This window comes from Streptomyces sp. DH10 (genome assembly GCF_029813805.1).
Lineage (GTDB): Bacteria > Actinomycetota > Actinomycetes > Streptomycetales > Streptomycetaceae > Streptomyces > Streptomyces coeruleofuscus.
In genome coordinates, this window is record NZ_JARVKU010000042.1 from 14652 (window position 1) to 40066 (window position 25415).

25 protein-coding genes are annotated in these 25415 nt (G+C 72.2%); 8 read left to right on the forward strand and 17 right to left on the reverse strand.

The annotated features are described in order from the left end of the window. Positions 1-128: 128 nt before the first annotated feature. On the reverse strand, positions 129-1790 hold the full coding sequence (locus tag QC385_RS42585; RefSeq protein WP_279546786.1) for a glycoside hydrolase family 13 protein: 1662 nt from the start codon (positions 1788-1790) through the stop codon (positions 129-131). Positions 1791-2109: 319 nt separating this feature from the next. Between QC385_RS42585 and QC385_RS42590 the strand changes: the two genes are divergently transcribed. Continuing rightward, positions 2110-3051 carry an LAETG motif-containing sortase-dependent surface protein gene (locus tag QC385_RS42590; protein WP_279546787.1) on the forward strand — a complete coding sequence of 314 codons (942 nt, stop codon included), beginning with the start codon at positions 2110-2112 and terminating at the stop codon, positions 3049-3051. 131 nt (positions 3052-3182) lie between these two features. Here QC385_RS42590 and QC385_RS42595 read toward each other — a convergent pair whose 3' ends face one another. Beyond that, positions 3183-4139, reverse strand: a complete 957-nt coding sequence (locus QC385_RS42595) for a nucleoside hydrolase (RefSeq protein WP_279546788.1) — start codon at positions 4137-4139, stop codon at positions 3183-3185. A 134-nt stretch (positions 4140-4273) separates the two neighbouring features. Further along, positions 4274-5506, reverse strand: a complete 1233-nt coding sequence (gene thrS / locus QC385_RS42600) for a threonine--tRNA ligase (protein ID WP_279546789.1) — start codon at positions 5504-5506, stop codon at positions 4274-4276. A 388-nt stretch (positions 5507-5894) separates the two neighbouring features. On the opposite strand from thrS, the gene QC385_RS42605 reads away from it, so the two are divergent. Continuing rightward, positions 5895-6698: a hypothetical protein gene (locus QC385_RS42605; protein ID WP_279546790.1), complete on the forward strand. Its 804-nt coding sequence runs from the start codon at positions 5895-5897 to the stop codon at positions 6696-6698. A 21-nt stretch (positions 6699-6719) separates the two neighbouring features. Here QC385_RS42605 and QC385_RS42610 read toward each other — a convergent pair whose 3' ends face one another. From QC385_RS42610 to QC385_RS42625, 4 genes are all read right to left on the reverse strand, one after another. After that, positions 6720-7508 carry a GAF and ANTAR domain-containing protein gene (locus QC385_RS42610; protein ID WP_279546791.1) on the reverse strand — a complete coding sequence of 263 codons (789 nt, stop codon included), beginning with the start codon at positions 7506-7508 and terminating at the stop codon, positions 6720-6722. 196 nt (positions 7509-7704) lie between these two features. Further along, a complete protein-coding gene (locus QC385_RS42615; protein ID WP_279546792.1) occupies positions 7705-8472 on the reverse strand; it encodes a TIGR03943 family putative permease subunit in 768 nt (255 codons plus the stop codon). Then, the gene (locus QC385_RS42620) at positions 8469-9458 is read right to left on the reverse strand and encodes a permease (protein WP_279546793.1); all 990 of its coding nucleotides are present in this window, start codon (positions 9456-9458) and stop codon (positions 8469-8471) included. The genes QC385_RS42615 and QC385_RS42620 overlap by 4 nt, the downstream gene beginning before the upstream one ends. An 88-nt stretch (positions 9459-9546) precedes the next feature. After that, on the reverse strand, positions 9547-10890 hold the full coding sequence (locus QC385_RS42625; RefSeq protein ID WP_279546794.1) for a helix-turn-helix domain-containing protein: 1344 nt from the start codon (positions 10888-10890) through the stop codon (positions 9547-9549). A gap of 115 nt (positions 10891-11005) precedes the next feature. On the opposite strand from QC385_RS42625, the gene QC385_RS42630 reads away from it, so the two are divergent. Further along, positions 11006-11176, forward strand: coding sequence for a hypothetical protein (locus QC385_RS42630; RefSeq protein WP_279546795.1), 171 nt, complete (start codon positions 11006-11008; stop codon positions 11174-11176). Here QC385_RS42630 and QC385_RS42635 read toward each other — a convergent pair. After that, entirely contained in the window at positions 11168-11314 is a 147-nt protein-coding gene (locus tag QC385_RS42635) for a hypothetical protein (RefSeq protein WP_279546809.1), read from the reverse strand. The two genes, QC385_RS42630 and QC385_RS42635, sit on opposite strands and share 9 nt — an antisense overlap. Before the next feature lie 352 nt (positions 11315-11666). Here QC385_RS42635 and QC385_RS42640 point away from each other — a divergent pair, with 352 nt between their 5' ends. The 5 genes from QC385_RS42640 to QC385_RS42660 all read left to right on the forward strand — a co-directional run bounded on the left by QC385_RS42640 (position 11667) and on the right by QC385_RS42660 (position 14551). After that, a complete protein-coding gene (locus QC385_RS42640; RefSeq protein WP_279546796.1) occupies positions 11667-12272 on the forward strand; it encodes a hypothetical protein in 606 nt (201 codons plus the stop codon). A gap of 59 nt (positions 12273-12331) precedes the next feature. Continuing rightward, positions 12332-12628: a hypothetical protein gene (locus QC385_RS42645; protein WP_279546797.1), complete on the forward strand. Its 297-nt coding sequence runs from the start codon at positions 12332-12334 to the stop codon at positions 12626-12628. Between the two features lie 123 nt (positions 12629-12751). Further along, entirely contained in the window at positions 12752-13732 is a 981-nt protein-coding gene (locus QC385_RS42650) for a helix-turn-helix transcriptional regulator (protein WP_279546808.1), read from the forward strand. Between the two features lie 49 nt (positions 13733-13781). Further along, positions 13782-14249: a hypothetical protein gene (locus QC385_RS42655; RefSeq protein ID WP_279546798.1), complete on the forward strand. Its 468-nt coding sequence runs from the start codon at positions 13782-13784 to the stop codon at positions 14247-14249. Next, complete coding sequence (locus QC385_RS42660; protein ID WP_279546799.1) at positions 14246-14551, forward strand: transcriptional regulator; 306 nt, start codon at positions 14246-14248, stop codon at positions 14549-14551. Before QC385_RS42655 ends, QC385_RS42660 begins: the two co-directional genes overlap by 4 nt. A 143-nt stretch (positions 14552-14694) precedes the next feature. On the opposite strand, the gene QC385_RS42665 is transcribed toward QC385_RS42660, so the two are convergent. From QC385_RS42665 to QC385_RS42705, 9 genes are all read right to left on the reverse strand, one after another. Then, positions 14695-17319, reverse strand: a complete 2625-nt coding sequence (locus QC385_RS42665) for a M16 family metallopeptidase (protein ID WP_279546800.1) — start codon at positions 17317-17319, stop codon at positions 14695-14697. A gap of 85 nt (positions 17320-17404) precedes the next feature. Further along, a complete protein-coding gene (locus QC385_RS42670; protein ID WP_279546801.1) occupies positions 17405-18340 on the reverse strand; it encodes a hypothetical protein in 936 nt (311 codons plus the stop codon). Beyond that, positions 18337-19017 carry a flavoprotein gene (locus tag QC385_RS42675; protein WP_279546802.1) on the reverse strand — a complete coding sequence of 227 codons (681 nt, stop codon included), beginning with the start codon at positions 19015-19017 and terminating at the stop codon, positions 18337-18339. The genes QC385_RS42670 and QC385_RS42675 overlap by 4 nt, the downstream gene beginning before the upstream one ends. Next, positions 19014-19991, reverse strand: coding sequence for an LLM class flavin-dependent oxidoreductase (locus QC385_RS42680; RefSeq protein ID WP_279546803.1), 978 nt, complete (start codon positions 19989-19991; stop codon positions 19014-19016). The genes QC385_RS42675 and QC385_RS42680 overlap by 4 nt, the downstream gene beginning before the upstream one ends. Positions 19992-20035: 44 nt before the next feature. Then, positions 20036-21814: an ABC transporter ATP-binding protein gene (locus QC385_RS42685; RefSeq protein WP_279546804.1), complete on the reverse strand. Its 1779-nt coding sequence runs from the start codon at positions 21812-21814 to the stop codon at positions 20036-20038. A gap of 31 nt (positions 21815-21845) precedes the next feature. Beyond that, the gene (locus tag QC385_RS42690) at positions 21846-23024 is read right to left on the reverse strand and encodes an ABC transporter permease (protein WP_279546805.1); all 1179 of its coding nucleotides are present in this window, start codon (positions 23022-23024) and stop codon (positions 21846-21848) included. Then, entirely contained in the window at positions 23021-23908 is an 888-nt protein-coding gene (locus tag QC385_RS42695; RefSeq protein WP_279546806.1) for an ABC transporter ATP-binding protein, read from the reverse strand. Before QC385_RS42695 ends, QC385_RS42690 begins: the two co-directional genes overlap by 4 nt. Further along, positions 23902-24912 carry a methyltransferase gene (locus QC385_RS42700; RefSeq protein ID WP_279546807.1) on the reverse strand — a complete coding sequence of 337 codons (1011 nt, stop codon included), beginning with the start codon at positions 24910-24912 and terminating at the stop codon, positions 23902-23904. Before QC385_RS42700 ends, QC385_RS42695 begins: the two co-directional genes overlap by 7 nt. A 132-nt stretch (positions 24913-25044) precedes the next feature. Next, entirely contained in the window at positions 25045-25227 is a 183-nt protein-coding gene (locus tag QC385_RS42705; RefSeq protein ID WP_190198378.1) for an LxmA leader domain family RiPP, read from the reverse strand. Positions 25228-25415 lie beyond the last annotated feature (188 nt).

Genomic DNA, 25415 nt, shown 5'->3' on the forward strand with positions numbered 1-25415 from the left:
ACCTGAACGCCCCCATGGCCGCCGTGCCCGAGCGCCATCCGGCTACCTGCCGGTGCCGGACCGTCAGGCCCGGCCGCCTCCGCTCGCCCCGCCGCGTCCCCACCCGGCGGGGCGAGCCGGGCCCAGGCCTACCGCCCGAGCCACACCGTGGTGTCCGGCCCCAGCCGGCCGTCCTCCAGTGGGGCGCTGCTCAGCAGTACCTCACCGGCGGGCAGCGGGACCGCCGCGGCGGACAGGTTCGTCACGCAGCGCCAGACCTCGCAGCGGTCGAACTGGAGCACGCCGTCGGGGGCGTCCACCGCCCAGGTCAGCTCCTCGCCGTCGAGCAGTTTGCGGCGCAGCTTCAGGGCCGTGCGGTACAGCTCCAGGGTCGAGCCCTCGACGCCGTCCTGCGCCTCGACGGCGTAGGCGGCGAAGCCGGGCGGCTGCGGCAGCCAGGCGCCGCCCGGCCCGAAGCCGTACGACGGTCCGGTCGTGGTCCACGGCAGCGGCACCCGGCAGCCGTCACGGCCCTTGCGGACGTGGCCCGTCTGCTCCCAGATCGGGTCCTGGAGCACCTCGGTGGGCAGGTCGGCGACCTCGGGCAGGCCGAGTTCCTCGCCCTGGTAGACGTAGGCCGAGCCGGGCAGCGCCAGCATCAGCAGGGTGGCCGCCCTGGCCCGGCGCAGCCCGGCCGCCTCGTCGACGGCCGGGGCGTGACCGCCGGAGAGCAGCCAGGCGTTGAGGTCGGTGCCGGGCGGGAGCATCAGCCGGGAGGCATGGCGGACGACGTCGTGGTTGGACAGCACCCAGGTGGCCGAGGCGCCCGCCGCCTGGGCGGTGGCCAGCGACTCGGTGATGACCTGCCTCAGCTCGTCCGCGCCCCAACCGGCCTCCAGGTACTCGAAGTTGAAGGCCTGGCCGAGCTCGTCCGGACGGGCGTAGAGCGCGCGCCGGGCCCCGGGCACCCACGCCTCGGCGACGGCCATCCGGGGCGGGCGGTAGGCGTCCAGGATCTTGCGCCAGTCGCGGTAGATCTCGTGCACGTCGTCGCGGTCGTAGAACGGGTGCGTGCCCGGCGGCATGCCGGTGAGGGCCTCCTCGCGGCTCAGCTCGGGCGCGCCGAGGTCGCGCAGCGGTTCACTCAGGTCCTTGACGAGGGCGTGGGCGACGTCGACCCGGAAGCCGTCGACCCCGCGGTCGGACCAGAAGCGCAGGGTGGTGCGGTAGTCGGCGCGGACCTCCTGGTTCTCCCAGTTGAGGTCGGGCTGTTCGGGAGCGAACAGGTGCAGGTACCACTGGCCGTCGGGGACCCGTTTCCACGCGCTGCCGCCGAAGACGGACTGCCAGTCGGTGGGCGGGAGTTCGCCGTGCTCGCCGCGGCCGTCGCGGAAGACGTACCGGTCGCGGGCCGCGGATCCGGGCCCGGAGCGCAGCGCCTCCTGGAACCAGACGTGCTGGTCCGAGGAGTGGTTGGGCACGATGTCGACGATGACCTTCAGGCCGAGCCGGTGGGCCTCGGCGACCAGGGCGTCGAAGTCGTCGAGGGTGCCCAGGCGCGGGTCGACGCCCCGGGGGTCGGCGACGTCGTAGCCGCCGTCGGCGAGTTCGGACGGGTAGAACGGGCTCAGCCACAGGGCGTCCACGCCCAGGGCGGCGAGGTGGGTCAGGCGCCGGGTGATGCCGCGCAGGTCACCGAGGCCGTCACCGTCGGCGTCGGCGAAGCTGCGGGGATAGATCTGGTAGACGACGGCCTGGCGCCACCAGTCGGGATCCCGGGACGACAGGTCGAGGGTGGAGCGATCGGTCACGCGGTCTCCTTCGCAGGGCATACGGGCGACAGCATTGAATCTGTCCAGAATGCCGGAAAAACGAACCATCACATCGATCGGAGTGATCCATTCCCGCTGTGATGAAAGTGTGATGACGGAGCAACTCTCATTGCATACCCGCAGGTTGACAGCCTCCTGCGGCACGGCCACGATGGGGGCGCACTGAGGCGCATGTGACCAATGAGCCCAGTGTTTCTCAGACCACTCACCCCGGTGTGGCCCCCGGCAGCCGTGCGCCGCGCGCTGCCCGCTTGCCGTCACCCGGGTTCAGGCACACGCCAAGAAACGGGATACCCCTATGTCCATAGCGAGACGTGTCACCGCGCGCCGCCTGCTGGGGACGGGCGCCGCGGCCCTCGCCCTCTGCGCCGCATCCGCCACCACCGCGTTCGCCACCGGGACGCCCGGTGGTGACGGCTGGTCGTCCGGCGGCACCTACAAGCCCGGGACCGGCGCGGGCACGGAGACCGTGACCGACCGCTGCCAGTTCTCGCTCGACGGTGTGAACTTCTTCGACTCGGTGAAGGTCGACGACCAGAACCTGAAGCCGACCGAGGACGGCAAGGTCCACATCAAGGTCCGCACGGCCGGTGACGCGACGACGTGCACGGCCTCCCTGGCCTCCTACCTCGCGCACGGTGCGACCTTCGAGACCTCCGGCGAGCAGGTGTTCGTCGACTTCGACACGGTCACGGTCAAGCCGGGCGGCACCGACTCGCTCGACATCGCCATCCCGGACAAGGGCTGCTTCGGGCAGATCGACCTCTACCGGGGCGCGGTCAAGTTCGACGGCGACCTCGAGGCGAAGGACGGCTTCGAGCACGGCGAGCTGCCCAAGGGCCCGGACCGTCCGGTCATCAAGGACAAGCTGATCGCGGCCTGGAACGGCGGCACGAAGGACTGCACGACGACGCCCCCGCCGGCGGAGCCCCCGGCGAGCTCGACGCCCCCGGCCACCCCCTCGGAGCCGACCGAGGAGACCACGCCGCCGGCCACCCCGTCGGAGCCCGCCGAGCCCTCGACGCCCCCCGCCACGGAAACGGACACGCCCACCCCGTCCGCCTCCGAGTCGACGACGCCCCCGGCCCCCAAGCCGAACGGCGGCGGTGGCGACCTCGCCGAAACGGGCGCCAACAGCAGCACGGGCCCGATCGCCATCGGCGCGGCAGCGCTCCTCGCGGGCGGCGCGGCCATCGTCCTCACCACCCGCCGCCGCGCGGCGAAGCGCAACGCCGCTTAGTCGCGGGCGGTCGTGCCTCCCCCAGTGCCTTAAGGGCCTGGGAGGTACCCCCAGGGCGGCACCCGTCCGAGAGAAACGGCCCTGACGGGTCCCACCAGGGACCCGTCAGGGCCGTATTCGAACGGGCAGCGCTACACGGTCTCCAGGTACAGGTTCACGTACCGCTCCACGTCCACGTCCAACGCCACCTCCACCAGCGGCTGCTCGCGCATGCCCTCGTGGATCTCGGACTCCCCGAGCCGTGGCCGGCGGTCGACGATCGTCTGGCCGCGCGCGGGCCCCGGCGCCAGGACGACCTCGACCGGCAGGCGCTCGGTGGTCAGGCCCTTCGGGTCGACGACCGCGCAGACCGCACCCGCGTCACCGAGGCCGCCCATGGGCGTGGGATCGCCCGACGTGGCCGGGTCCCGGTGGGCGAGCAGCTCACCGGCCATCCGCAGGCTCGGCTCCGCGCTCGACCGCAGCCGCTGCACCTCCCCCGCGGGCACCAGAACCCTCTTGAACACGTCCAGGCCGTACATCGTGATCGGCACACCCGCGGTGAGCAGGACCGCGGCGGCCTCCGGGTCGTGCCACACGTTGAACTCCGCGACCGGCGTGGCGTTCCCGGTCGCCACCGCGCCGCCCATGAACACGATCCGCTCGATGTTGCGGGTCACCTCGGGGTGCGTCCGCAGCAGCAGCGCGATGTTCGTCAGAGGCGCCATGGGAATCAGCGTGACCGGCCTCGGCGAGGCGAGGATCTCGCGACGCAGCAGCGTCACCGCGTCCACGTCGACGGGCACGCGGGTCGGCGCGGGCAGCCCCAGATCGCCCATCCCGTCCTGCCCGTGCACATGCCGTGCCGTCCGCACGGGCTCGATCAGCGGACGCTCGGCACCCCGGGCGACGGGGATGTCACCGGCACCGGCCACCTCCAGCACGGTCAGGGTGTTGCGGACCACGCCGTCCACGTCCGTGTTCCCGGCCACGCAGGTGATCGCCCGCACGTCGAGTGCCGGGTGCCGTACGGCGAACAGCAGGGCGAGGGCGTCGTCGACGCCGGTGTCGCAGTCGATGATCACCGGAATACGCTGACCGTCGGTCACGGCGGTGGCTCCTTCCACTGTCCGAGCGCGGGGCCCGGACCGGGCTCCGCACGAGCGACCCTACGGCCTGCGCCGACTCCGCATCCGGGACGGGCCCCCGGCCGGCCGGACGGACGAGGGCCGCGCACCCGCTCCTACGCCGCCTCCCACAACTCGCTGCCACGGGCCGCCACCCGGTCCGCGATACGCCGCAGGAACTCGGCGGCGGGCAGTGCGGCCGGCCGCCGCCCGTCCCGCAGGCGCGGCGCCACCTGGTCCGCTTCGGCCTCCCGGCCGCCGATCACCGCCTGGTACGGGGCCGGTCGAGCGGCGCGGACACGGGCGGCGAGGGTGCCCTGGCCGGGGCCGGACACCTCGGCGCGCAGGCCGAGTTCGCGGGCGCGGCGGACGAGTTCGTGGGCGTGGCCCGCCTGGTCGTCGCCCACCGGGAGCACCACCAGCTGTACGGGGGCCAGCCAGGGCGGGAAGGCTCCACCGTGGGCCTCGACGAGGTGGGCGACCGCGCGTTCCACGCTGCCGATGACGCTGCGGTGCACCATGACCGGGCGGTGCTTCGCCCCGTCGGGGCCGATGTAGTGCAGGTCGAAGCGTTCGGGCTGGTGGAAGTCGATCTGGACGGTGGAGAGGGTGGCCTCCCGCCCGGCGGGGTCGGCGATCTGCACGTCGATCTTCGGGCCGTAGAAGGCCGCCTCGCCCTCGGCGGCCTCGTAGGGGATGCCCGAGCCGTCCAGGACTTCGCGCAGCAGGGCGGTGGCCCGCCGCCACAGGTCCGGGTCCGCCACGTACTTGCCGCCCTCGCCGGGCAGGGAGAGACGGTGGCGGGCCGCGCGGATGCCCAGGTCCGCGTAGGCCCGGCCGATCAGCTCCAGCGCGGCACGCGCCTCCTCGACGGCCTGCTCCAGGGTGCAGAAGATGTGCGCGTCGTTGAGGGTGATGGCCCGTACCCGGGTCAGGCCGCCGAGGACGCCGGACAGCTCCGAGCGGTACATGCCGCCCAGCTCCGCCATGCGGAGGGGCAGTTCGCGGTAGCTGCGGGAGCGGGAGCGGTAGATCAGGGCGTGGTGCGGGCACAGGCTCGGGCGGAGCAGAACCTGCTCCGAGCCGAGGTCCATCGGCGGGAACATGTCCTCGCTGTAGTGGTTCCAGTGCCCGGAGATCTCGTACAGCTCGCGTTTGCCGAGGACGGGCGAGTACACGTGCCGGTAGCCGGCCCGCTGTTCCGCCTCGCGGACGTACTCCTCCAGGGTGTGCCGCACGATCGCGCCGTCGGGCAGCCAGTACGGCAGCCCCGCGCCCATCAGCGGATCGGTGTCGAAGAGGTTCAGTTCACGACCGAGCCGTCGGTGGTCGTGCTTGTGGTCGCGCATGGCGGGCTCCTCGGGTCTTGAGGCGGGCTCCCCCAGCTCTCGGCTCCGCTCGAGCCGGGTGGTACCCCCACCACGGCAAAGCCCCGGGGCACTCGCCCCGGGGCTTCGGACATCTGCGTCAGCTGTCAGCGCGCCGGGACACTCTCCGGCGTCGTCGTGAGAGACGGGAACGGCTTGGCGCGCTTCATGGGCGGGACCGTAACAGGAGGGCGGTGCGCGGGGCGACGGCTTTATGGCCGGCACCGGCCGCCCGTGTGCCCCTCACCCGAACAGCCCGTCGCACTGGTGTGCCGCCCGTCGCGGTGGTGCCGTAAGAGCACGTACCCGATCTTGGAGAGCCCGCCCCGTCCCGAGGCACCTCCATGAACTTCCCGCAGGAGGCCCTCCGATGCCCCAGCCCCCGGCCGGCCGACGCGGCCCAGGTGCCCGCGCCCTCCTCGCCACCGCGCTGTCGGTGACGGCCCTGCTCACCACGGCCGCCTGTTCCCTCCAGGACGAGTCGCGGCCACGGTGGTTCTCCGCCTCCGCCTCCCCCACCGGCGCGTCGCCCGCCGGCGAGCGGCCCGCACGCTCCGGGGCCGGCCTCACCGAGGCCCAGGCGCAGGCGGCGCTGATCACCGCGGTCGATCTGGGGGAGCCGTGGGGACCGACGCAGGGTGCCAGGACCTGGCGCGACGGGCTGCTCAAGGCGACCACGGAGGATCCTGACTGCCAGCGGCTGCTCGACGTCCTCTACACGGAGGAACTCTTCGGCACCCCGGCCGGCCCGCGGGCGACGGCCGCGTTCGACGACGCCGACACCGACGCCCAGTTGCGCTACCACGTCGCCGCCCATCCCCCGGCGGACGCCGACCGCGCCCTGGCCTGGCTGGAGTCGCTGCCGGGGAAGTGCGGCGAGTTCACGGCCGCGACCACGCGCGGCGGCGTCCAGTCCGTCCAGGTCGGTGACATGCCGCTGCCGCCGGTGGGGGACGCCCGCCAGGCCCTGCGGGTCACCCTGGCCGGCGAGACGGAGGACGGGGAGCTGACGTACCTGACGATGGACCTCGCGGCCGTGCGGGTCGGCGAGGAGACGATCACGCTCACCAACGCCGGCCTCGACGAGGTGTACGAGGAGGTCACGCAGCAGGCCGCGGAACTCGGGGCGCAACGCCTGGCCGAGATCAGGAAGCAGGGCGAGGCACGGATCTGACCGGCGCCGGCCGGGTCCCACTCAGTACGGGTCGAAACGCCTGCGGTGGGCGATCACGTCGCGGGCCGCGTCGAGGGCCGTGCAGCCGCGTGCGAAGGCGTCCGCCCTCAGCCGTGCCAGCGCGTCGTCGGCGCTGATGCCGAGCTGCGCCATGATCATGCCGACGGCCTGGTAGACCTCCTCGTGGTCCGCGCCCAGTCCGCTCAGCCAGGTCTCCTCGTCCCGCCACTCGGCGTCGGCCTCGCGCGGCAGTGCCATCAGGGCCACCGTCATGACACCGGCCACGAGCCGGGCCACGTGCAGTTGCCGGTCGGTGAGCCCGCCGGGGCTGTCGCGGTACAGGTCGAGGGTGCCCACGCACACCGAGTCGCTGCCCAGCGGCACCGCGTACACCGCCCGTACCCCGGCCTCCGTCGCCTGCTGGGCGAAGACCGGCCAGCGGCCCGCGTCACGTCCGGTCGTCAGATCGCAGGCGAGCACGGGCGCCCCGTCCCGCACCGCGCTCTGGCAGGGGCCGTCGCCCAGCGTCGCCTGGATCTGCGCCAGGTGCGCGGCTTGCGCGCTGCTCGCGCTCAGCTGGACGGGCATGCCCTCACTGCGCAGTGACACGCTCGCGCCGTCCACCGGCAGCAGCTCGACCGCCACCTCGCACAGCCGTCCCGGGACCTCCCCGGGCTCGGCGCCGCGCACGCCCCTGGCGATCACATCGGCGGCCCGGATCCCGTCCAGGTCCAGGTCACCGCCGCCTGTGCGCGGACCGGGGTCGTCGCCTGGGGCACCTGGGGGATCATCCCTGGGCCGCACGACCACCGCCTCCTTCGATCACCGGCCTTCACCATCGACGCTCTTCCGGGCCTGACCCCGCCGGCTGCTGGACGGGCCGGCGAGCGCCGCCCGCCCGGGCGACCGGTCTGCGGCGGCCTCCGAGCCCTCCCGAATGGTGCCCCGACTACCCGTCGCGGGTGGGGCGAAACCCTGCGGAGGCCCGTCGCCGCAGGTCCTGCCCTCAGCGCTTCTCGTACGGGTTGTCCGGCTGCCGCACCCGCCGTACGGAGGTGGCGTCGAGGACCGGCGGCCAGGCGGCGTCCGAGCCCAGCTCGCCTTCCGGGCGCCAGGTGCCGGTGACCGTGACCCAGGTGTCGACGGGCGGGGCGCCGGAGCCGCGTACCTCGGCCTTGGCGGTGGTGGCGTCGGCGGCGCAGCAGGAGACGAGGAGGCGGGTGACGTACCAGGTGCCGTCGGCGTCGCGGGTGACGAAGCCGGTGAGCCGGACCGTGCGTCCCTTCAGGGAGCGGCCTCTGTCGTAGACCGCCCGGGAGCCGAAGTCGCCGAGGGCGAGGTCGAGCGGGTTCCCGGGCGGCAGGGCCGGGAAGGTTCCGACGCCCCGGGCCGCACGCCGGTCGGCCTCGCGCTCCGCGCTGTAGGAGCCGAGGGCGGGTGGCGGGAACAGCAGCAGGGCCAGGGCGGGAAGAGTGAGGAACCAGGCGACGCGGGGTCCGGCGGGGCCGTGGGTGTGGCCGAGGTGGGAGTAAAGATCCTCCGGGTCCTCGGAGCTCTCCGGGTCCTCCGGCTTCTCCGAGTCCTCCTGCTCACCCTCCGTCCGCACCAGCACCGCCACCACCACCGCGAGCAGTACCAGCACCACCCCCGACACCACCAGATACGGCCGCAGCCCGACCTGCACGTACCGCAGATACAGGTCGCTGAAGAGCGACACCCGCAGGACCGCCGCTCCCACGAGGGCGAGCAGCACGGCCGGTCCGTAACGCCTCACAGCAGCCACCACCCCACCAGGACGCTGCTCGCGACGGCCACCAGCCAGGTCACGGAGGAGAACCGCAGCGCGAAGGACCTGCCGAACGTGCCCGTCTGGAGCGCGATCAGCTTCAGGTCGACCATCGGCCCGACCACCATGAACGCCAGCCGCGCGGTGGGCGAGAAGCCGCTCAGCGACGCCGCCACGAACGCGTCGGCCTCACTGCACACGCACAGCACGACCGCCAGTACGGCCAGGAGCAGCACCGACAGCCAGGCCGAGCCGGTGAACACCTCCAGCACCGACGTCGGTACGACGATGCCGAAGGTCGCCGCGGCGGCCGCGCCGACCACGAGGAAACCGCCGGCGTGCAGGAAGTCGTGCTGGAGGCCGGAGACGAAGGCACGCGGCCCGCCGCCCGGCTCGTGCGCGGTGCCGCGCTTCGGCGGCCGCAGCCACTCCTCCCGCCCGAACCGCGCCCACAGCCACCCCATCACCACGGCCGTGCCGAGCGAGGCGACCAGCCGGCCGAGGACCATCTCCGGCTGCCCCGGGAAGGCGACGGAGGTCGCCACCAGGACGACGGGGTTGATCGCGGGCGCGGACAGCAGGAAGGCGAGGGCGGCCGCCGGGGCGACACCCCGCCGCATCAGGCTGCCCGCCACCGGCACGGACGCGCACTCGCAGCCGGGCAGGACGACCCCCGCCGCCCCCGCGACCGGCACGGCGAACACCGTGCGGCGGGGCAGCAACCGCTGGAAGACCCGCTCCGGCACGAACGCGCCGATCGCCGCCGACACGACCGTGCCCAGCAGCAGGAAGGGCACGCCCTGGACGGTGATCGCGGTGAACACCGTCCACCAGGCCGCGACGGGTGGCGTGTAGAGATCGAGCGCCAGCATCGGCCCGAGCACCGACACGACCGTCCCGATGGCGATCAGCGCGGCGCCCCCGAGGACGGCGTACACGAGGGCCCGCAGGCCCAGCCGTATGCCGTCGGCCACTGTCCGTTGGTTCTCCACGTGCCCCGCCCCGGTCGTCCGCGTCCCGCGAGGAGGCTAACCCGCACGAGCGTGTGAGGCCCCTGCGCCCTCACAGGGGAGGCTGCGCGGGCGCGGGCCCGAGGGTGGTGGTGCCGGGGGCCGTACGGTGCCCGAGACCCGTCCGGTAGGCGTCCAGGGCCGCCTCCACCCGTCCGGTGCGGCGCAGCAGGTCGCCGAGCAGGCGGCACAGGTCGGCCAGGTCGCCGGCCGCGCCCGCCCGCTCCAGCAGGCTCAGGGCGCGGACGTAGTGCTCCTCGGCGTCCTCCGTGCGGCGGGCGTCCTCGGCGATGATGCCGAGGAGGCGGTGCGCGGCGGCGGAGTGGACGGCGCCGCGCTCGGGGGACAGGTCGTCGAGGACGCCGTGCAGCAGGGCCGCCGCCTCCTCGGACTGCCCGCGCCGGTGGAGCACGTCGGCCAGTTCGACGGCGACCTGGCTGCTGTAGAGGGCGGCGCGCTTGGCCGACAGCATGCCGAGGGCCTCCCGCAACTCGGCCTCCGCCCGCTCCAGCTGTCCGTCCTGGGCGTAGACGTAGCCGCGCATCCAGTGGCAGTTGGCGAGTTCGGTGCGGATCTGGAGGCCCCGGTACAGCTCGGCCGCCTTGGCCAGCGAGGCGTCGGCCTCGGCGAGGCGGCCCTCGGCGACCAGGGTGCGGGCGACGGACCGGTGCATGCGCGCGACCAGGGCCGGGTCGCCGGACTGCGGGGCGAGTGCCAGGGCGAACTCGGCGGCCTGGGCGGCGCGGGCGTGCGCGCCCATGTCCATGTAGGGCCCGATGGCGCTGGCGTAGAGCAGCAGCAGGGCGTCCGGGTCGTGCAGGCCACCGCGATTCAGCTCGTCGAGGGTGGTCTCCAGCAGGTAGACGGCGTAGCGGAGTTCCCCGGCGAGATAGTGCGCGACGGCCCGCCCGCGCAGCGCCGGCACCCGTGCGGGCAGCGGCGCGCCGGCGAGACAGGCCTCGGCCCGCTCGAAGTACTGCCGGCCGGCCACGAGCTCGCCCGTCTCCAGGGCGCACTCGCCGAGCCCGAGCAGCGCGGCGGCCTGCTCCCCGGCCAGCTCCTGCGTCTCGGCCTCGACGAGCAGCTCGGCGTACTGCTCCGCCGCCGCCTCGGCCTCACCGACGGCGAAGACGCGCTGCGCCTCGGTGAGCCGCAGCCGCAACTCGGTCACGAGCCGGGCCGAACGCCCGGTGGCGAGCTCGTCGAAGGCGACACCGAGCCGCCCGGCGAGATGCCGCAGGGCGTCGTCGGAGGGCCGCACCCGGCCCGACTCCAGGGTGGAGACATAGGCGGGGGTGTACACGGGCTCCGCCAACTGCCGCTGCGTCAGCCCTCGCTCGACCCGCAACCGCTGCACCCGGCGCCCGATGGTCCCCGGATCGTCACGCTCCCCCACCCCAACTCCCCCTGCCCCTCTTGCCGTTCGGCTCGGACAGCCCCTAGGTTAAACCGAGAGTTAAACGCGCTTAATACGCCGCTGTCGTAGTCGCCGCCCCTGTTGCGAGGTCGCCGTGCTCGAACGCACACGCACCGCCGAGCGGTATGCCCGAGGCTTCGCCGCCGCCGTCGTCGCTGTCGCGACCCTACTGCTCGCGGCGAACGCGGGACCGGCGAGAGCGGCGGAGCCGCCGGAACCGAGCGGCATCCAGTTCGAGGCCGACGGAGGCGGGGAGTCACCGTAGTCCGTGTCCGACGGGTCCGGTGATCAGCCGGCGGCGTCCCGTCGAGCCGTGCCGGAGCCGGGCGGTGCCGGTCAGGGAGAGCATCGGCATCCAGCCCGGCAGGTCAAGTGCGGTTTGGACGATCTCCAGCCATGCCACGGTTACTGTTCGGCCAAAGCGTTCGGCCACAGCTGCTGGTTCTTGTGCGAATGCGATCGGTTATGTGAATCTCTGACCGCACACCGGGGGAGAGCGTGTCGACCGCACGCACGTGTCACCCCTCGGTGCATTCCATCGATTCGAGGGGGACTCAGATTTGGCCGGCGTCACTGTGGCGTCTCTGTGTGTGGCCACCACACATGGCAACTGCCGACACATCTGAGAACGCCTTCCGCGGACTTTTCTTTGCCCTGGGCCAAGTGGGCAAGGACCTTTCCAAGTTGAATCTGTTCCGCGATCCCATGAACGGTCCACCCAGCAATATGACGCTCCCGTCAACGGAGAAACACTGATGAGCAAGCGAACCTGGATCGCCGCGGCGGCTACCCTCAGCGCTCTGATCACCGTATCCGCCTCAGCCACGGCTGCGGCCGCGCAGGATGACGCCTTCCCACGGACGACCACGGCAGCTGCCGAGAGAGCCACGGCCGAGTGGTCGGTAGCGCACGGAACCGCACAGGCCTCTGGCTTGATTGGCCCCACTGAAGGCAAGAGCGCGATGACCGGGGAGCTTCGAAACTCCGGCCCGGGATGCTACTCGCTGGCGATCCAGTTCATGGTCGGCGCCTTCCCTGGGCCAATCACAAAGGTAGCGACAAGCTGCGGCTCCGAAACAGTGCCGGTCCATCGCGAATACACCGGCAGACCTCTCATCAAGGTCTGTCGCGACACTGCCACCCCCTTCACTGACTGCGGCCCCGCCCAGCAGCTTCCCGAAGGCTCGAACGCGCCACAGGGATACGTCTACGAAGCCGCATGGATGGCCACACCGGAGTACTGCAAGTCTGAAGGAGAAAAGGGCATCAAGGAAGGACGCTGGACCGCCTACGTGTGCCGCCAGGAATACCGAGGCGCGGACCTTCTTCTCCTCCACCAGGTGCTGTACGTGAAGAAATGACCTGGAAGCCCGTATGTCCGTGGTTGTCACGGTCGCGACTGAAAGAGAAGGAACCTGCCATGACTCGTGTGATACAGAAAGCAGTGCCCGGAATGGTGCTTGCTGCCATGCTCGCCCTGGGCGCCCCGGAGGCATACGCCGCGTCGGGTGGCAGCACCACCGGCTCAGAGCAGCAGCCGGTGGCCGGCGCCTGGACGCCCCCCGAAGGCTTCGTTCGCGACGATTCGTTCTTCGGTATGGACGCTGCCTGCGAAAAGGCGGGGAGAAACGGCATCGCGGAGGGCAAGTGGAGCGCATACATCTGCGTACGGGTGGCGCCCTTCTCCCCCTTCATGGACCTCTATGTCAAGAAATGATGTCGCCTGCTGCCGTCGCGCATGACAGCGTCAACTAGGATCGCTGCGTTTGTCATGGTGGCCGTCGCTCCTTGACCGGGAGCCAGGCCGCCGTAAGTGAGACACGGGGGTAGTGACTTGACTCTGGGTGCAGCGTCCGTACTCGGGCTGTCGGAGCTGGAGGAACGCCTCTACCGGCACTTCCTGAGAAATCCCGGAACGACGTCTGACGAAATCCATCTGCTGCTGGAAGTCTGCCCCGAGGAAGTCCGGGCGGCGCTGGGGCGGCTCACCGCACTGGCCGTTCTGGGGGAAGGCCGGGACGGGGGATATCTGCCCGGGAATCCCGAACTGGTCGTGGACACTCTGGCCGACCTGCGACTGAGACAACTGCATGACGAAATGCGCGCCGTCACCCAGGCCCGGCACCTGGTCGCCTCGCTCCGCGCCGAACAGGAACGCGCACCGGCCCCGGCGCCGGTCGTCGAGAAGATCGAGAACCTGGACTCCATACGCAGCAGGATCGACGCCCTGGCCTTCTTCGCCCGCGAGGAGATCCTCTCGGCCGAGCCCTACACCGCCCTGACTCCCGAGAACATCCAGCACTCCAGACCCCTGGACCTGCGATGCATCAGAAGGGGCGTACGGATCAAGAACGTCGTTCTGAGCAAGACGGTCGAAGACCCCCTGACCTTCGAGTACCTGCGCGAACTCGCCTCGCTCGGTGCCGAGATCCGCGTGGCGGAGGAGATCTCCGCGCACATCCTCGTCTACGACCGCCACACGGCACTGACGCCCATCGACCCGGCCGACAGCTCACGCGGGGCGCTGGTGGCGAACGAGGCCGGCCTGGTGGCCAACATGGTGGACCTCTTCGACAAGATCTGGTCCGACGCCGTGGATCTGATGTCCTTCAGCGCGGAGGACGAGGGAGACCGGCTCCCCGACGAGGAACAGCAGGTCCTGGAAGCCATGTGCCGCGGCACGAAGGACGAGATCGGAGCCCGGGACCTGGGTGTCTCGGTACGCACCTACCGTCGCTACGTGGCCAGCATCCTGCGCGTCCTCAACGCCGCGAGCCGTCCGCAGGCCGTGCTTCTGGCCCGCGAGCGGGGCTGGATCTGACCCCGCCGAGGGACTTGCCATGTTGGAAAGTCGGGGTAGACTTTCCAACATGGAAAACATCACCCCCGAAGGACCTGCCGACGCCCGTGCCGCCCTCGACAGCGCCGCCGCCGCCCGTGCCGCGGTCGCGGACCGCGCCGCCGCCCCCTGGTGGTACCACGCGGGGCTCGGCCTGGGCGTCGGCCTCGCCTTCCTCTCGATCGATGTCGGCGGAAGCATGGTGCCCACAGGGGTTCTCGTCGGCGGAGTGTTACTGCCCGCCACGCTCACCCTGACCGTCGCCCGTTCCCGAGGCGTCTCCGTCAACCGCTCCCTGTCCGCGCCCGGCACCCGCCAGCTCAACGGCCTGTACCTGATCATGCTCATCGTTCTCGGCGGACTGGGCCTGGTCCTCAAGCTGGCCGCGGACCTGGCGGGCGCCATGTCGGTGGCAGGCCTCGCGGCGCTGGCCTTCACCATCTACGTCAGCAGGCGCAACGACGACGCCCTGCGCCACGACCTCCTGCGCCGGCCATGACCGCGTCCGGCCTCGACGAGGTGATCCATCCGACGCACCGGCTGCAGATCTGCGCCATGCTCGCCGCGGTGGAATCCATGGAGTTCTCAGCGGTGCGCGACGCCCTGGGGGTGAGCGACTCCGTCCTGAGCAAACAGATGAAAGTGCTGCAGGCGGCCGGCTACGCCACCGTCAGGAAGGCACCCATGAACTCCCGGACCCACACCTGGCTCGCCCTCACCGACACGGGCCGCACCGCTCTTGCCGGACACCTGGCAGAGCTGCGGCGCATCGCGGCACTGGCCGACCCGGCGAAGCAGTAGCCGGACTCCCGCGCAACCCGGTGGTCGCGCGGGAGAGGGAAGACCGTACGACCCCGGTGTGCTCCTCGGCGGCACACCGGGGTCGTACAACGGGGGCGGTGCGGGGCCGCACGGCACGACCCCGGTCGCGTGGTACGTCAGCGTCACCGCCGAGCGAACGCTCCCGCCCGTGCTCCGGGGAGCACCCCCGGCTCCGTGAACTCGTCCGGGGCGTCGGCGCCGAGCAGGACCGTGTCCATGACGGCGGTGGCGAACAGCTCACGGCCCGCCCGGGCCACGGCCTCGCCGGGCACCTCCTGCAGCAGTCGCGGAAGGCGCGGCAACCACAGCGGGTCTCGCCCCGCGGCCGTCAGCTGGCGCAGCAGATCGGCCTGGGTGGCCGGGGAGTCGAACGCACCCAGCGCCTGGGCCGCGCAGAACTCCCGGGCGTCCGCCACTTCCGCGTCCGTGAACGGCTCCTCACCCGCCCGGCGCAGTTCCGCACGCACCCCGGCGAGAGTCTCCCCGGCCAGGTGGGGCGCCACCCGCGCCCGGACGAAGACCCGGGCGGTGTCCAGCAGGACGTCCCGTCCCGCGTACACCTCGAAGCCCGCGGCCGTCACGCCACGCATCCGGGCGGCCAGCCGGGAGCCGAAGAAGCCGCCGAACACCGCTGTCGCCAGATAGCGTGCCGCCTCGGTCGCCTCGGCATCTTCCGCCGGGGCCGCCGGCTCCGGTGCGCAGAAGGTGAGATGGACTTCGCGTTCGGCGGGTGACCGCAGCATCAGCAGCCGGCCGCCCGCGGTCCGCCTCGGGACGCCGCCCGTACGGGGGAGCGGGGTGAAACCGGTGAACTTCGGGCGGGCGAGCGCCTCGCGCGCTTGCGCGAGGGCACGGTCCGGGGCGATGTCCCCGTTGAGGACGAGCACGCCGCCCTCCAGGGCCCCCCTCGACGACGCGTTCCCCGGCGTCTCGTCCGCCAGCCAGTGGCGCAATACCGCGTCGTCCATGAGGCGTCCGGCCGTCGGACGAACGGTACGGCCCGTACCCGGCAGCGACGGCTCCGACGCCGCCTCCCGCAGCAACTCCCCTAGTGCGCTAAGGAGTTCCGCCAGGGCGGCCAGCCAGCCCGACAGCTCCTCCGGTGGAACGCAACCCGTGACGTCCATCCACTGCCCGTCCACGGACCCCTCCATGACGCCGCCCAGACCCGCCGCACGCTCGCCGGCCCGGGTGTCGGCCAGGCCGCGGCGCAGCAGGGACTCGGCCGCAGGGGCGTCCCATCCGCCGAGAACGCCCAGCGGCAGCCGAAGCCGTACCTCGACGGCCGGTGCCCGGCGGTCGGCGAGAGCGACCACACGCAGCCCGTTGTCCAGGACCAGGTCGTCCAGCTGCCATCGGAGGGGGGCCGCGGGCCGCCCGTACGGCGGGATGGCGCGGGCTTCCGCGCGCGCCCGGGCGACACGGCCGGAGCCGGCCGTGTCCGCACCGCCGGTTCCGGTGTCGCCGAACTGCGGCTCCGGCCGGGTCCGGGTGCTGCCCGGGCGCATGACCAGGACCGTCGCGGGCGTGGCCGCCAGTCCACGGGCGGCCGTCGCGATCTCGGCCGGCCCGATGGCCGCGAGGTGGTCCGGGATCCGGTCGAGGAGGTCGGCCCGTCCGAAGAGGATCTCCAGACGGCCCAAGGCACGGCACCGGGTCTCCAGGTCCCCTTGCCCGCGGTGATGCTCACCCGCCATCAGCCGTACGGTGCGCCGTATCGCCTCCGCCGGAGGCAGCTCGGCCCAGCCGGCCCAGCGACGGGTGATCGCGGCCGCCACCTCCCTGGGACCGGCGTCCGGCGGCAGCAGCGCGGTGACCACCAGGGCGTCGGGGTCCCTGGCGTCCAGCGGGCCGAAGAAACCGCAGCTCGTCCCGACTGCGGGCAGTCCGGGCGCCACCGGCCCCTGCTCTGCGGTGAGCCGGGCCAGCACGGCATGCGCCAGATAGCCCGGCAGATCCGTTCCCGGGTCGGGCAGCCGGTGCCCCATGGCCAGCGCGGTTGCCGTGACCCCCGGCTCGGTGCACTCCGACCACCGTTCCTCGCCCGGGCGAGGCTCGGCCAGGACGGGCGCGGGTGCCGTGCCACGAGCGGGTATGCCGGCGAAGTGCCGCTCCACCAGGTGCCGGATCCCCTCGGGGTCGGCGCCGCCGACGACGGTCAGCACGGCGTTGCCGGGAGCGTAGTGGGCGTCGAAGAACTCCTCGCAGTCCGCCACCGTGACGGTGCGCAGCCGCTCGGCGTCGCCGTAACCGTCGTGCGCGTTCGCGAAGGTCCCGAACAGCACTCCGGGCAGCAGCGGCCAGGGGAAGCCGCCGTACGGCCTGCCGTGCACGGCCTGCTGGATCTCCAGCTCCACGCCGCGCAGTTGCTCGGCCAGCGCGGTCTCGGTGAACAGCGGAGCCCGCATCCGGTCCGCCTCGGCGAACAGCGCCCGCTCCAGCGCCTGGGCCGGAACCACCTGGTAGTAGTCGGTGTAGTCCTGGTGCGTGGTGCCATTGGCCCGGGCGCCGAAACGATGCACGTGGTCGTAGAAGCGGCCGTCGGGAAGGCTGGCGCTCCCCCGGAACATCAGGTGCTCGAAGAGGTGGGCGAACCCCTCACGGCCCGGGGGCTCGGACCGGAAACCGGTGCCGTAGTGCACGGCGACCGCCACCCTCGGCTGCGGGAAGCGGCTGTCCAGCACCACCCGCAGCCCGTTCGGCAGCGTGAACCTGTGCAGCCCGGGCCGCGGACAGTAGGTGCTCATGAGGGTACGTCTCCCGTTCGTGGTCAAGGAGTGGGGTCGAGGGTCCGGGAGTCGGCGCGGCCCGCTGGGCGGCGGGCCGCGCCGGTCACAGATCGAGAAGGAACGTCAGGAAGGTCGCGTAGTGGTCGAACCCCGCGGTGTGCCAGCCGACGTAGGCGGCGATGTCGTGGACGTGCAGCAGGATCCGCAGGGCCGCCGCCCGGCTCCACTCGTCGCCGAGGTCCCGGCCGTAGCCGTCGAAGAGCGCCTCCAGCAACAGCTGCCAGTCCTCCTGGTCCCCGCCCAACTGCCATCTCAGCTCGATCAGTTCACCCAGAACCCAGCCCAGGTCGAAGTACCAGGGGGCCACGGCCAGGTCCTCGCCCGTCAACAGGGCGTCCGGGCCCACGCCGCTCCCGGCGACCAGCGAGCCGAGTCCGGGAGCCCCGTGCACCAGGGTCACGTCGGTGTCCTCGGTGATGCCGCGGCTCCAGTCGACGGCACGGGACCAGCGTCGCGGTCCCAGCCGCGTCCGCAGTTGGGCACCGACGTACGCGGCGCGGGGGACCGGCGCCCGCCCGTCCAGCCAGGTGTCCAGACGTACCAGGCCCCGGGGCGGGCCGAGCCGCTCCGCCACCGGCGGAGGCCCACCGTCGTGCAGCCGCCGCAACGCCAGACCGAGCCCGCGCAGCGGCTCCCGCAACCGCGGCGACGGCCCCGCGGACAGCAGCCGGTTCGCGACCGACTCCCCGCCCTCGACCGTGTAGAGCCTGCCTTCGCCGACCGGCCGGCCCACCGTCAGGAAGGCCGCGCCGTCGCCGCCCACCACCGCCGCACGGCCCGCCGGACCGGTGACGGGCCGGAACGGCTCGGGTGCCGACGGGCCGGGCGCCCTGGTCCACTCGTGGCCACCGGGCACGGCGCGCACGGACGTGCGCAGCAGATCGGTGCCGTACTCGGCGACCGCGGAGGCCTCCGGAACGTCCTGGTGCGGGCCTTGGTCCTGTGAGGTCGTCTCCGCGACCGTTCGCGGCTCGCTCATGGGTGGACCAGATCAGCGACGAACTCACCCGGGGTCCTGGGATCCCGGTCCGGACGGCCCGCCTCCAACTGGGCGCGGCGCTTCTCCAACATGCCTATGACCTCCGGCAACAGGGGTGGGACCCAGGCGTCGGCACGACCGGTTGTCATGCTGATGCCTGGGTGGGGCGGGACGAGGACGACGTTGGGGCGGGCGGTCAGCGCGGCCCAGTGCGTCTGGAAAGCGGCGCTCTCCAGCCCGCCGGGCGGCAGGGCCGGGGCGACCGCGACCGGGGCCCGGGTGCAGTGACAGGCCAGCAGTGCGGGCGAGTCGGCCAGCCCCAGCGCCAGCCGGGCGGTGAAGTGGAAGGTCGCGGGATAGACGACGACCGCCTGGGCCCACTCGGCCAGTTCGACATGCCGGGCCGTTCCCTCGTCCTCGGGCCACTCGTCGAACAGCACCTCGCCGTGCCGGTGCAGCCGCCCGGCCAGCGCCTGACGGGTGACGAACCGCCGAGCGCTGGCGGTGAGCACCATCTTGACGGCCAGCTCCGGGTAGGACAGGCGCAGCCAGTCGATCCAGTACGGCATCCCGGTGGCGAAGGCGGAACCGGCGGTGACCACCAGCAGCCGCTCGACGCGCAGCTCGGGCGCCTGCGCGTCCGGCACCGCAGTCCCCGGAAGGCGGCTGTGCGTCATGACGTCACCTCGGCGAGGACGGTCTCCAGCTCCCGCAGCGCGGTCCGGCTGCCGTACATGCCGTTCACACCGGTCACGTTGAGCACGATCTCGTCGACCCCCGCCTCCCGGTACGCCCCGAACTCCTCGGCGAGCACCTTGGGCTCCCCGTAGAGGAAGGCCCGCCCCTCGACCAGTGCGGCCGCGCCCGCAGCCGGATCGGAGGTGTCGGCGTGGATGCCGGAGCGGCGGAGCATGTCGACGTAGTGCGGCAGCCGGAGGTGGCCGATGTTGCTCGCCAGCGCCAGGGCCGCCGGGTCGCGGTCCGCTTCCGCCAGGGCCACGGGCACGATGGAGACCAGGCGCGGGACCGGGCGTCCCGCCGCCTCGGCACCCTCGCGCAGCGCGGGCACGATGGTGTCGCGCAGATAGGCGGCGGGGGTGAGCCAGGTGATGGCCGTGTCGGCCACCTCGCCCGCCAGCCGTGCCATCCCGGGACGCAGCACACCCAGGCCCACCTCGATGGGCGGGCGCGGCACGGGGAGCAGTTTCCCGTGGCAGGTGAAGTACGTGCCGTCCTGCTCGACCGACTCGCCGTCGAGCAGGCCGCGCACGGCGGTGAGGTACTCGCGTGACGCGGCGAGCGGGCTGCGGTAGGGGGCTCCGCACATGCTGCGCTGGAGCACCGCCGCGCCCGGTCCGAAGCCCGCCACCACGGGGTGCCCGGTCGCCGCCGCCAGCGACTGGGCCTGGAGCGCCGCCTCGTAGGGGTGGGTGAACGGCATGAGCGTCACGCCGAGTCCCACCGGAACCCGGAAGCCGGACGCGGCGGCGTAGGCGAAGGCCTGGTGCGGCTGGTTGAGCATGGCCTGGCCCTGCCACAGGCGGTACGCGCCGCTCCACTGGGTGAGCGCGGCGAACGGCAGGATCTGCTCGGGCCGCGGCGGCGCGAAGGGCATGAGTACGGAGTACACGCTGTCGGTCCGGTCGGTCATGGGACGGCTCCTGGCCTGGTCGTACGGTCGGCTCCTGGCCGCGGTCATCGGGAGACGGTGCTGAGAACCTGTCCGCTCACCAGGTCGGCGTAGTCGGGACACCGGTCGAGGAGGTTCAGATGCGTGCCCTGGTCCACCACCCGGCCGGCGTCCAGCACGATCACGCGGTCGGCGTGCTGGACCGTGGAGATGCGGTGGGCGACGACCAGCACGGCGCGGTCGGCGGCCAGTTCGTCCACCACGTCCCGCAGTTTCCGTTCGTTCACGGAGTCCAGGTGCGAGGAGGGCTCGTCGAGGAGCACCAGCCGGGCGTCGGCCAGTACCGCTCGGGCCAGTGCGAGCCGCTGGCGCTGGCCGCCGGAGAGATCGGCCGCGCCTCCCAGGACCGTGTCCAGTCCCTGGGGCAGCCGCCGGATCTCCTCCGCCAGGCCGACCCGGTCAAGGGCCGCCATCAGGTCCGCGTCGGACGGCTCGTCCGTCCGGCCGAGCAGCAGGTTCTCCCGGACGGTGTCCTGCAGCAGGGTGCTGGACTGGTCGACGTAGGCGATCCGGGAACGCAGTTCGTCCAGCGGCCAGTCCGTCAGGGGACGGCCCAGCACCTCGATGCGCCCCGAGTCCGGCTCCATGAAGCCTTCGACCAGGCCCAGGGCCGTGGTCTTGCCCGATCCGGAGAGTCCGACCAGGGCGGTGAGACCGTGCGACGGGACCGTCAGATCCACGTTCCGCAGCACCGGGTGACCGTCGTAGGCGAACACGACGTCCTCGAAGCGTACGGCCATGGGGGCGTCGTCCTCGGGGGACGGGGGGACGCGCCCCGGCGGTACCGTGGCGGCCCGTGCCGCCGTCTCCGTCGGCAGGGCGAACAGCGCTTCGAACCGCTTGCGGGCCACCAGTCCCATCTGCAGACCGCTCACACCGGACGCCGCCATGATCAGCGGTGCGGTGAGCTGCAGCAGGTACAGCAGAAAGGAGATGAAGTCGGCCAGCGGCAGATGGCCGTCGAGCATGCGGCTGCCGCCACCGATGACCACGCTGACCAGGGCGATCTGCTGACCGAGGTTGATGATCGGGATCATCAGGGATTCCATCCGGGCCGCGCCGGTCTCCAGCCGCGCCACCTTGTCGGCGCGAGCGGCGAGCCGGTCGCCGACGATCCTCTCGGCCCGGTAGGCCTTGATGATGGTCAGCGAGTCCAGGGCGGCGATGAAGTGCTGCGCGAGCGCCCCGATCTCACCCTGGACGGCCGTGTACCGGCGGCGCAGGCCCCTGACGACCAGGGCGATGAGCCCCACGGCCACCACGAAGGCCAGCACCGTGATCGACAGCAGGACCCAGTCGAGCAGGCCCATGATGACCAGCGTGCCCAGTACCGTGATGCCGGCCATCGGCAGCTGGATGGGGCCGATGTCGACCAGGTTCTTGACCATGGCCGCGTCCGCGGTCAGCCGTGCCACGAGATTGCCGGACCCCTCGGTCCGGCTGTCCTGCAGCCGCAGGTCCAGGGTGTGCCGCATGGTGCGCACGCGCAGTCCGCGGATGAGTTCCCGGCCCATCAGCCCCAGCAGATAGGCGGCCAGTGCCCCGGCGGCGGCCGAACCCAGACCTGCCCCGACCATCGCCACGACCCACCAGGTCGGACTGTCGCCGCGCTGGATGACGGCCAGCAGTCTGCCCACCACCATCGGCAGGGCCAGCGTGGCCGCCGCGGAAAACAGCGCGAGCAGGGCGACGGCGCAGGTCTGCGCCGCCCTGCCACGGGTCAGTTCACGCAGGACACGCAGTTGCTGCGACTCCTCGGCGTCCGTGCTCGTCGTTGCCTTCATCGTGCCCAACTCCCCCTCCTGAACGGGACTTTCAGTGCGCTGCACCGCGCAGAGCCTCTCCGACCTTGACGATGCCGCCGTACCTGAGCAGTCCGCCGCGGTAGATCCGGCCGCCGAACCTCACCAGTGCGGCGATCGCCAGCAACATCAGCGCGAAGGCGGCGAACGCCTGCCACCACGGCACCTCGGTGACCGCCATGCGCATCGGCATCGCGGCCCAGGACAGGCCGGGTGTCATCGAGACGACGGTCAGCAGCGCGTCGTCCGGCGCGGGCCGCACCGCCAGCACAGGGCCCGCCAGGCTCAGCATCTGCAGCATGTTCACCGGCCCGATGACGTGGTTGACGTCCTCCTGGCGGGAGACCAGCGCACCGGCCACCGCGTAGAGGGTCACGAACAGGACGTAGCCCGGTACGAACCACAGCAGCAGGTTGGCGGCGGTACCGACGGCGTTCAGCGGGGCCTTCAGCACTCCGAAGCCGATGGCCGCCGTCAGCGCGGCCGTCATCATCAGCATGATCTGCACCAGCGCGGCCGCACCCAGACCGACGATCTTGCCGGCGAGCAGGTGCCAGGCCCGGACCTTCGCCAGCAGCACCTCGACGATGCGGCTGGACTTCTCCTCGGCGACTCCCTGGGCGATGCCCAGCCCCGATATGAGCATCAGGGTGAAGAGCAGGAACACCCCGATCCCCGCGGTCATCGTCCGTTCCTGGACGACGCCGGCGTCCGCGTCGAGGGCGCTGACCCTGAGCGCCGGCGGTGCGATCGCCCGCTCGGTCTCCTCCCGCGCCGCGCCGAGCTCCTTGAGCCGGTCGACCTGATCGGCCGTCTGCTGGGCCTGCTGGATCGTACGGCCCAGCTCGGCCGGCAGGTTCCGCAGGACAAGTACGCCGCCGTCCGGCAGCACCACGGCATCGACCGCCTCGTCCCGCAGGGCCGTCCGGGCGGCGCCGGTGTCCGTGTACTGCTCGACCGTGACCTGGGGGCGCAGCGCCGCGGCGACCGTGCTCCCCTCACCGACCACGCCCACGGCCGGAGGGCTCTCCCCGTCGCCCTTGAGTACATCGGTCAGCGAGAACGACAGGCACAGCATCACGGCGGTCACGATCACCGATGCCCAGAAGGCCTTGTTGTGCAGCTGCCGGGTGACCTCACGGGCTGCGACGATCCTGATGAGCGCCAGGTCCGTACGCCGGTCGCGGTTCATGCCACCGCCTCCCGGAAGATGTCGGCCAGTGCGGGCTCGTGCCGGCCGAAGGACTCCACCCGGCCCGCGGACTGCGCCGCGGCCAGGGCGGCCTGCGCCGCACGGTCGGACTCCAGCTCCAGGGTGATGACGCCGTCCTCCTCGGCCAGCACCCGGGCGCCCTGGAGGGCGTCGGCCCACCGCGGGGGTACGTCCGTCACCGAAAGACGCGGCCGGCCGGGATCGGCGGCGCGACGCAGCTCGCCCACGGTGCCCTCGGCGACCAGACGTCCGCCGCGCAGGATCCCGACCCGGTCGCACAGCCGTTCCACCAGTTCCAGCTGGTGGCTGGAGAAGACGACCGGCACTCCTTCGCGGGCGGACTGCAGCAGCACCTCCGCCATGGCGTCCACGGCCACCGGGTCCAGTCCCGAGAACGGTTCGTCGAGGACCAGTACGGCCGGGTCGTGGATCAGGGCGGCGATCAGCTGGACCTTCTGCTGGTTGCCGAGGGACAGCTTCTCCAGGGCGTCCTTGGGACCGGCCACCACGCCCAGCCGCTCGAGCCACTCGGCGGCCCGCCGTGCGGCCTCCCGGCGCGGGATGCCGCTCAGCCGCGCGAAGTGGACCAGCTGGTCGAGGGGGGTCATCTTGGCGTAGAGGCCCCGTTCCTCCGGCATGTATCCAAAGCGCCGCCGGGAGTGCGCGTCGACCTCGGCGCCGTTGAAGCGGACAGAGCCGGAGTCCGCTTCCAGCACGCCGAGCGCGATCCGCATCGCGGTGGTCTTGCCGGCGCCGTTGGCGCCGCAGAACCCGAAGATCTCACCGGGGCGCACGTCGAAGGTGAGAGCGTCGAGGACTCGCCGGCCGCCGAAACTCTTGTCGACGGCGTCGAAGGTCAGCACGGCGAGAACTCCAGGATCGAGCGGACGGGTGTCGCCGGGCCCTCCCAGGTCAGGCGGAGACCGGCGGCGGCGCCCAGCGCCTTCAGCTGTTCGACGCTGCGCACGGGAGCCGGCATCGTGGCGCGGAGCCACAGCTCAAGGGCCGCCGACTCGGGTGCCGCGCGCGGGACGCGCATGTTCACCTCGGCCAGCAGCACCTTCCCGTCGGGTCCCGTCGCCTCGGCGCAGCGGCGCAGAATCGCCGTGGCCCGCTCGTCGGGCCAGTCGGCGAGGACCGCCGACAGGAGGTAGACGTCGCCGCCCGCGGGCAGCGGTTCGAAGAAGCTGCCCACCACCGCCTCGGCCCGGTTCGCGAGCCCCGCGGCTGCGAACCTGCGTCCGGCGACCTCGGCGACGTTCTTCAGATCAACCAGCGTGCCCTTCAAGTGAGGCTTTTGGCGCAGTAGTTCCATCAGGATCGCGCCGGTGTGGCCGCCCACGTCGACGACCCGGCCGACGCGACTCCAGTCGTAGCTGTCGCAGATCAGCTCGGCTCCCCAGCCGAGCTGCGGGCCGGTGTCGCTCTGTTCCAGTGCCTCGACGAAGTCGGGGTCCTCGTTGACGGTCTCCCAGTAGCCGCGACCGAAGATCTCGTAAGCCGGTTCCCCGGTGCGCACCGTGTGCAGGAGGTTCACCAGCGCGAGGTCGGCCCGTCCGTACAGGCCGTCCATGGCCAAGTGGCCCCGCAGGCTCTCCGGATGGTCCTCGCGCAGCCTCTCGCCGAGTTCGGTGACGCTGTACGCCCCGGCGTCGTCGCACGTGAGCACCCCCTGCGACCGAAGGTGACGCAGCAGCAGCTCCAGAAGGTCCGGGCGGGTGCCGGTGAGTTCCGCCAGCTTCGCCACATCGCTCGTGCCGGCGCCGAGATGGTCCGCCACGCGGAGGGTGGCCGCGGCACGGATCGCGGCGGGTGTCAGGAGGTCCGCCATCTTCAGCAGATCTCCGGGGTCCGATTGGTGGGCCATCGGTCGGTTCCCATCTGGTGTGCGGGTGAACGGGGTTGATCGTTCGCAGGGGGAGGGGGAGGGGAAGACCGCCGGGCGACCGGCCGCGGTGAACGGAAGACGTTCTGCGGCCGGTCGGCCGGCATGCCACAATCAGCAGCCGCCGGCGATCGTCTTCGCCGAGAACTGGCTGGCGACGTAGCTGGCGGTGGCGCTGGCGATGCAGGCGGGCGAGGTGGCGGGCGCCTCGGCGGCAGCCGTCACATTCAGCTCACGCACATCGCTGTAGGCCTCGTAACCGGCCATCAGCTCCATGATCGCGGTGGTCTTCTCCATGGGGACTCCCTCTCCATGCGGTCACTGCCGGCTCATCGGCCGACAGTCACTACCGGCCTATTGCCGGCAGACTGGGGAGCGACCTGGTCAGCAGGTCAGCTCGTAGGTGGCGCCGCTGACGGCGCTCGCGGAGGCGGCGCACCAGCTGGAGCTGGCGACGCTGGCCGCGCACACCGGGGTGGTCGCCG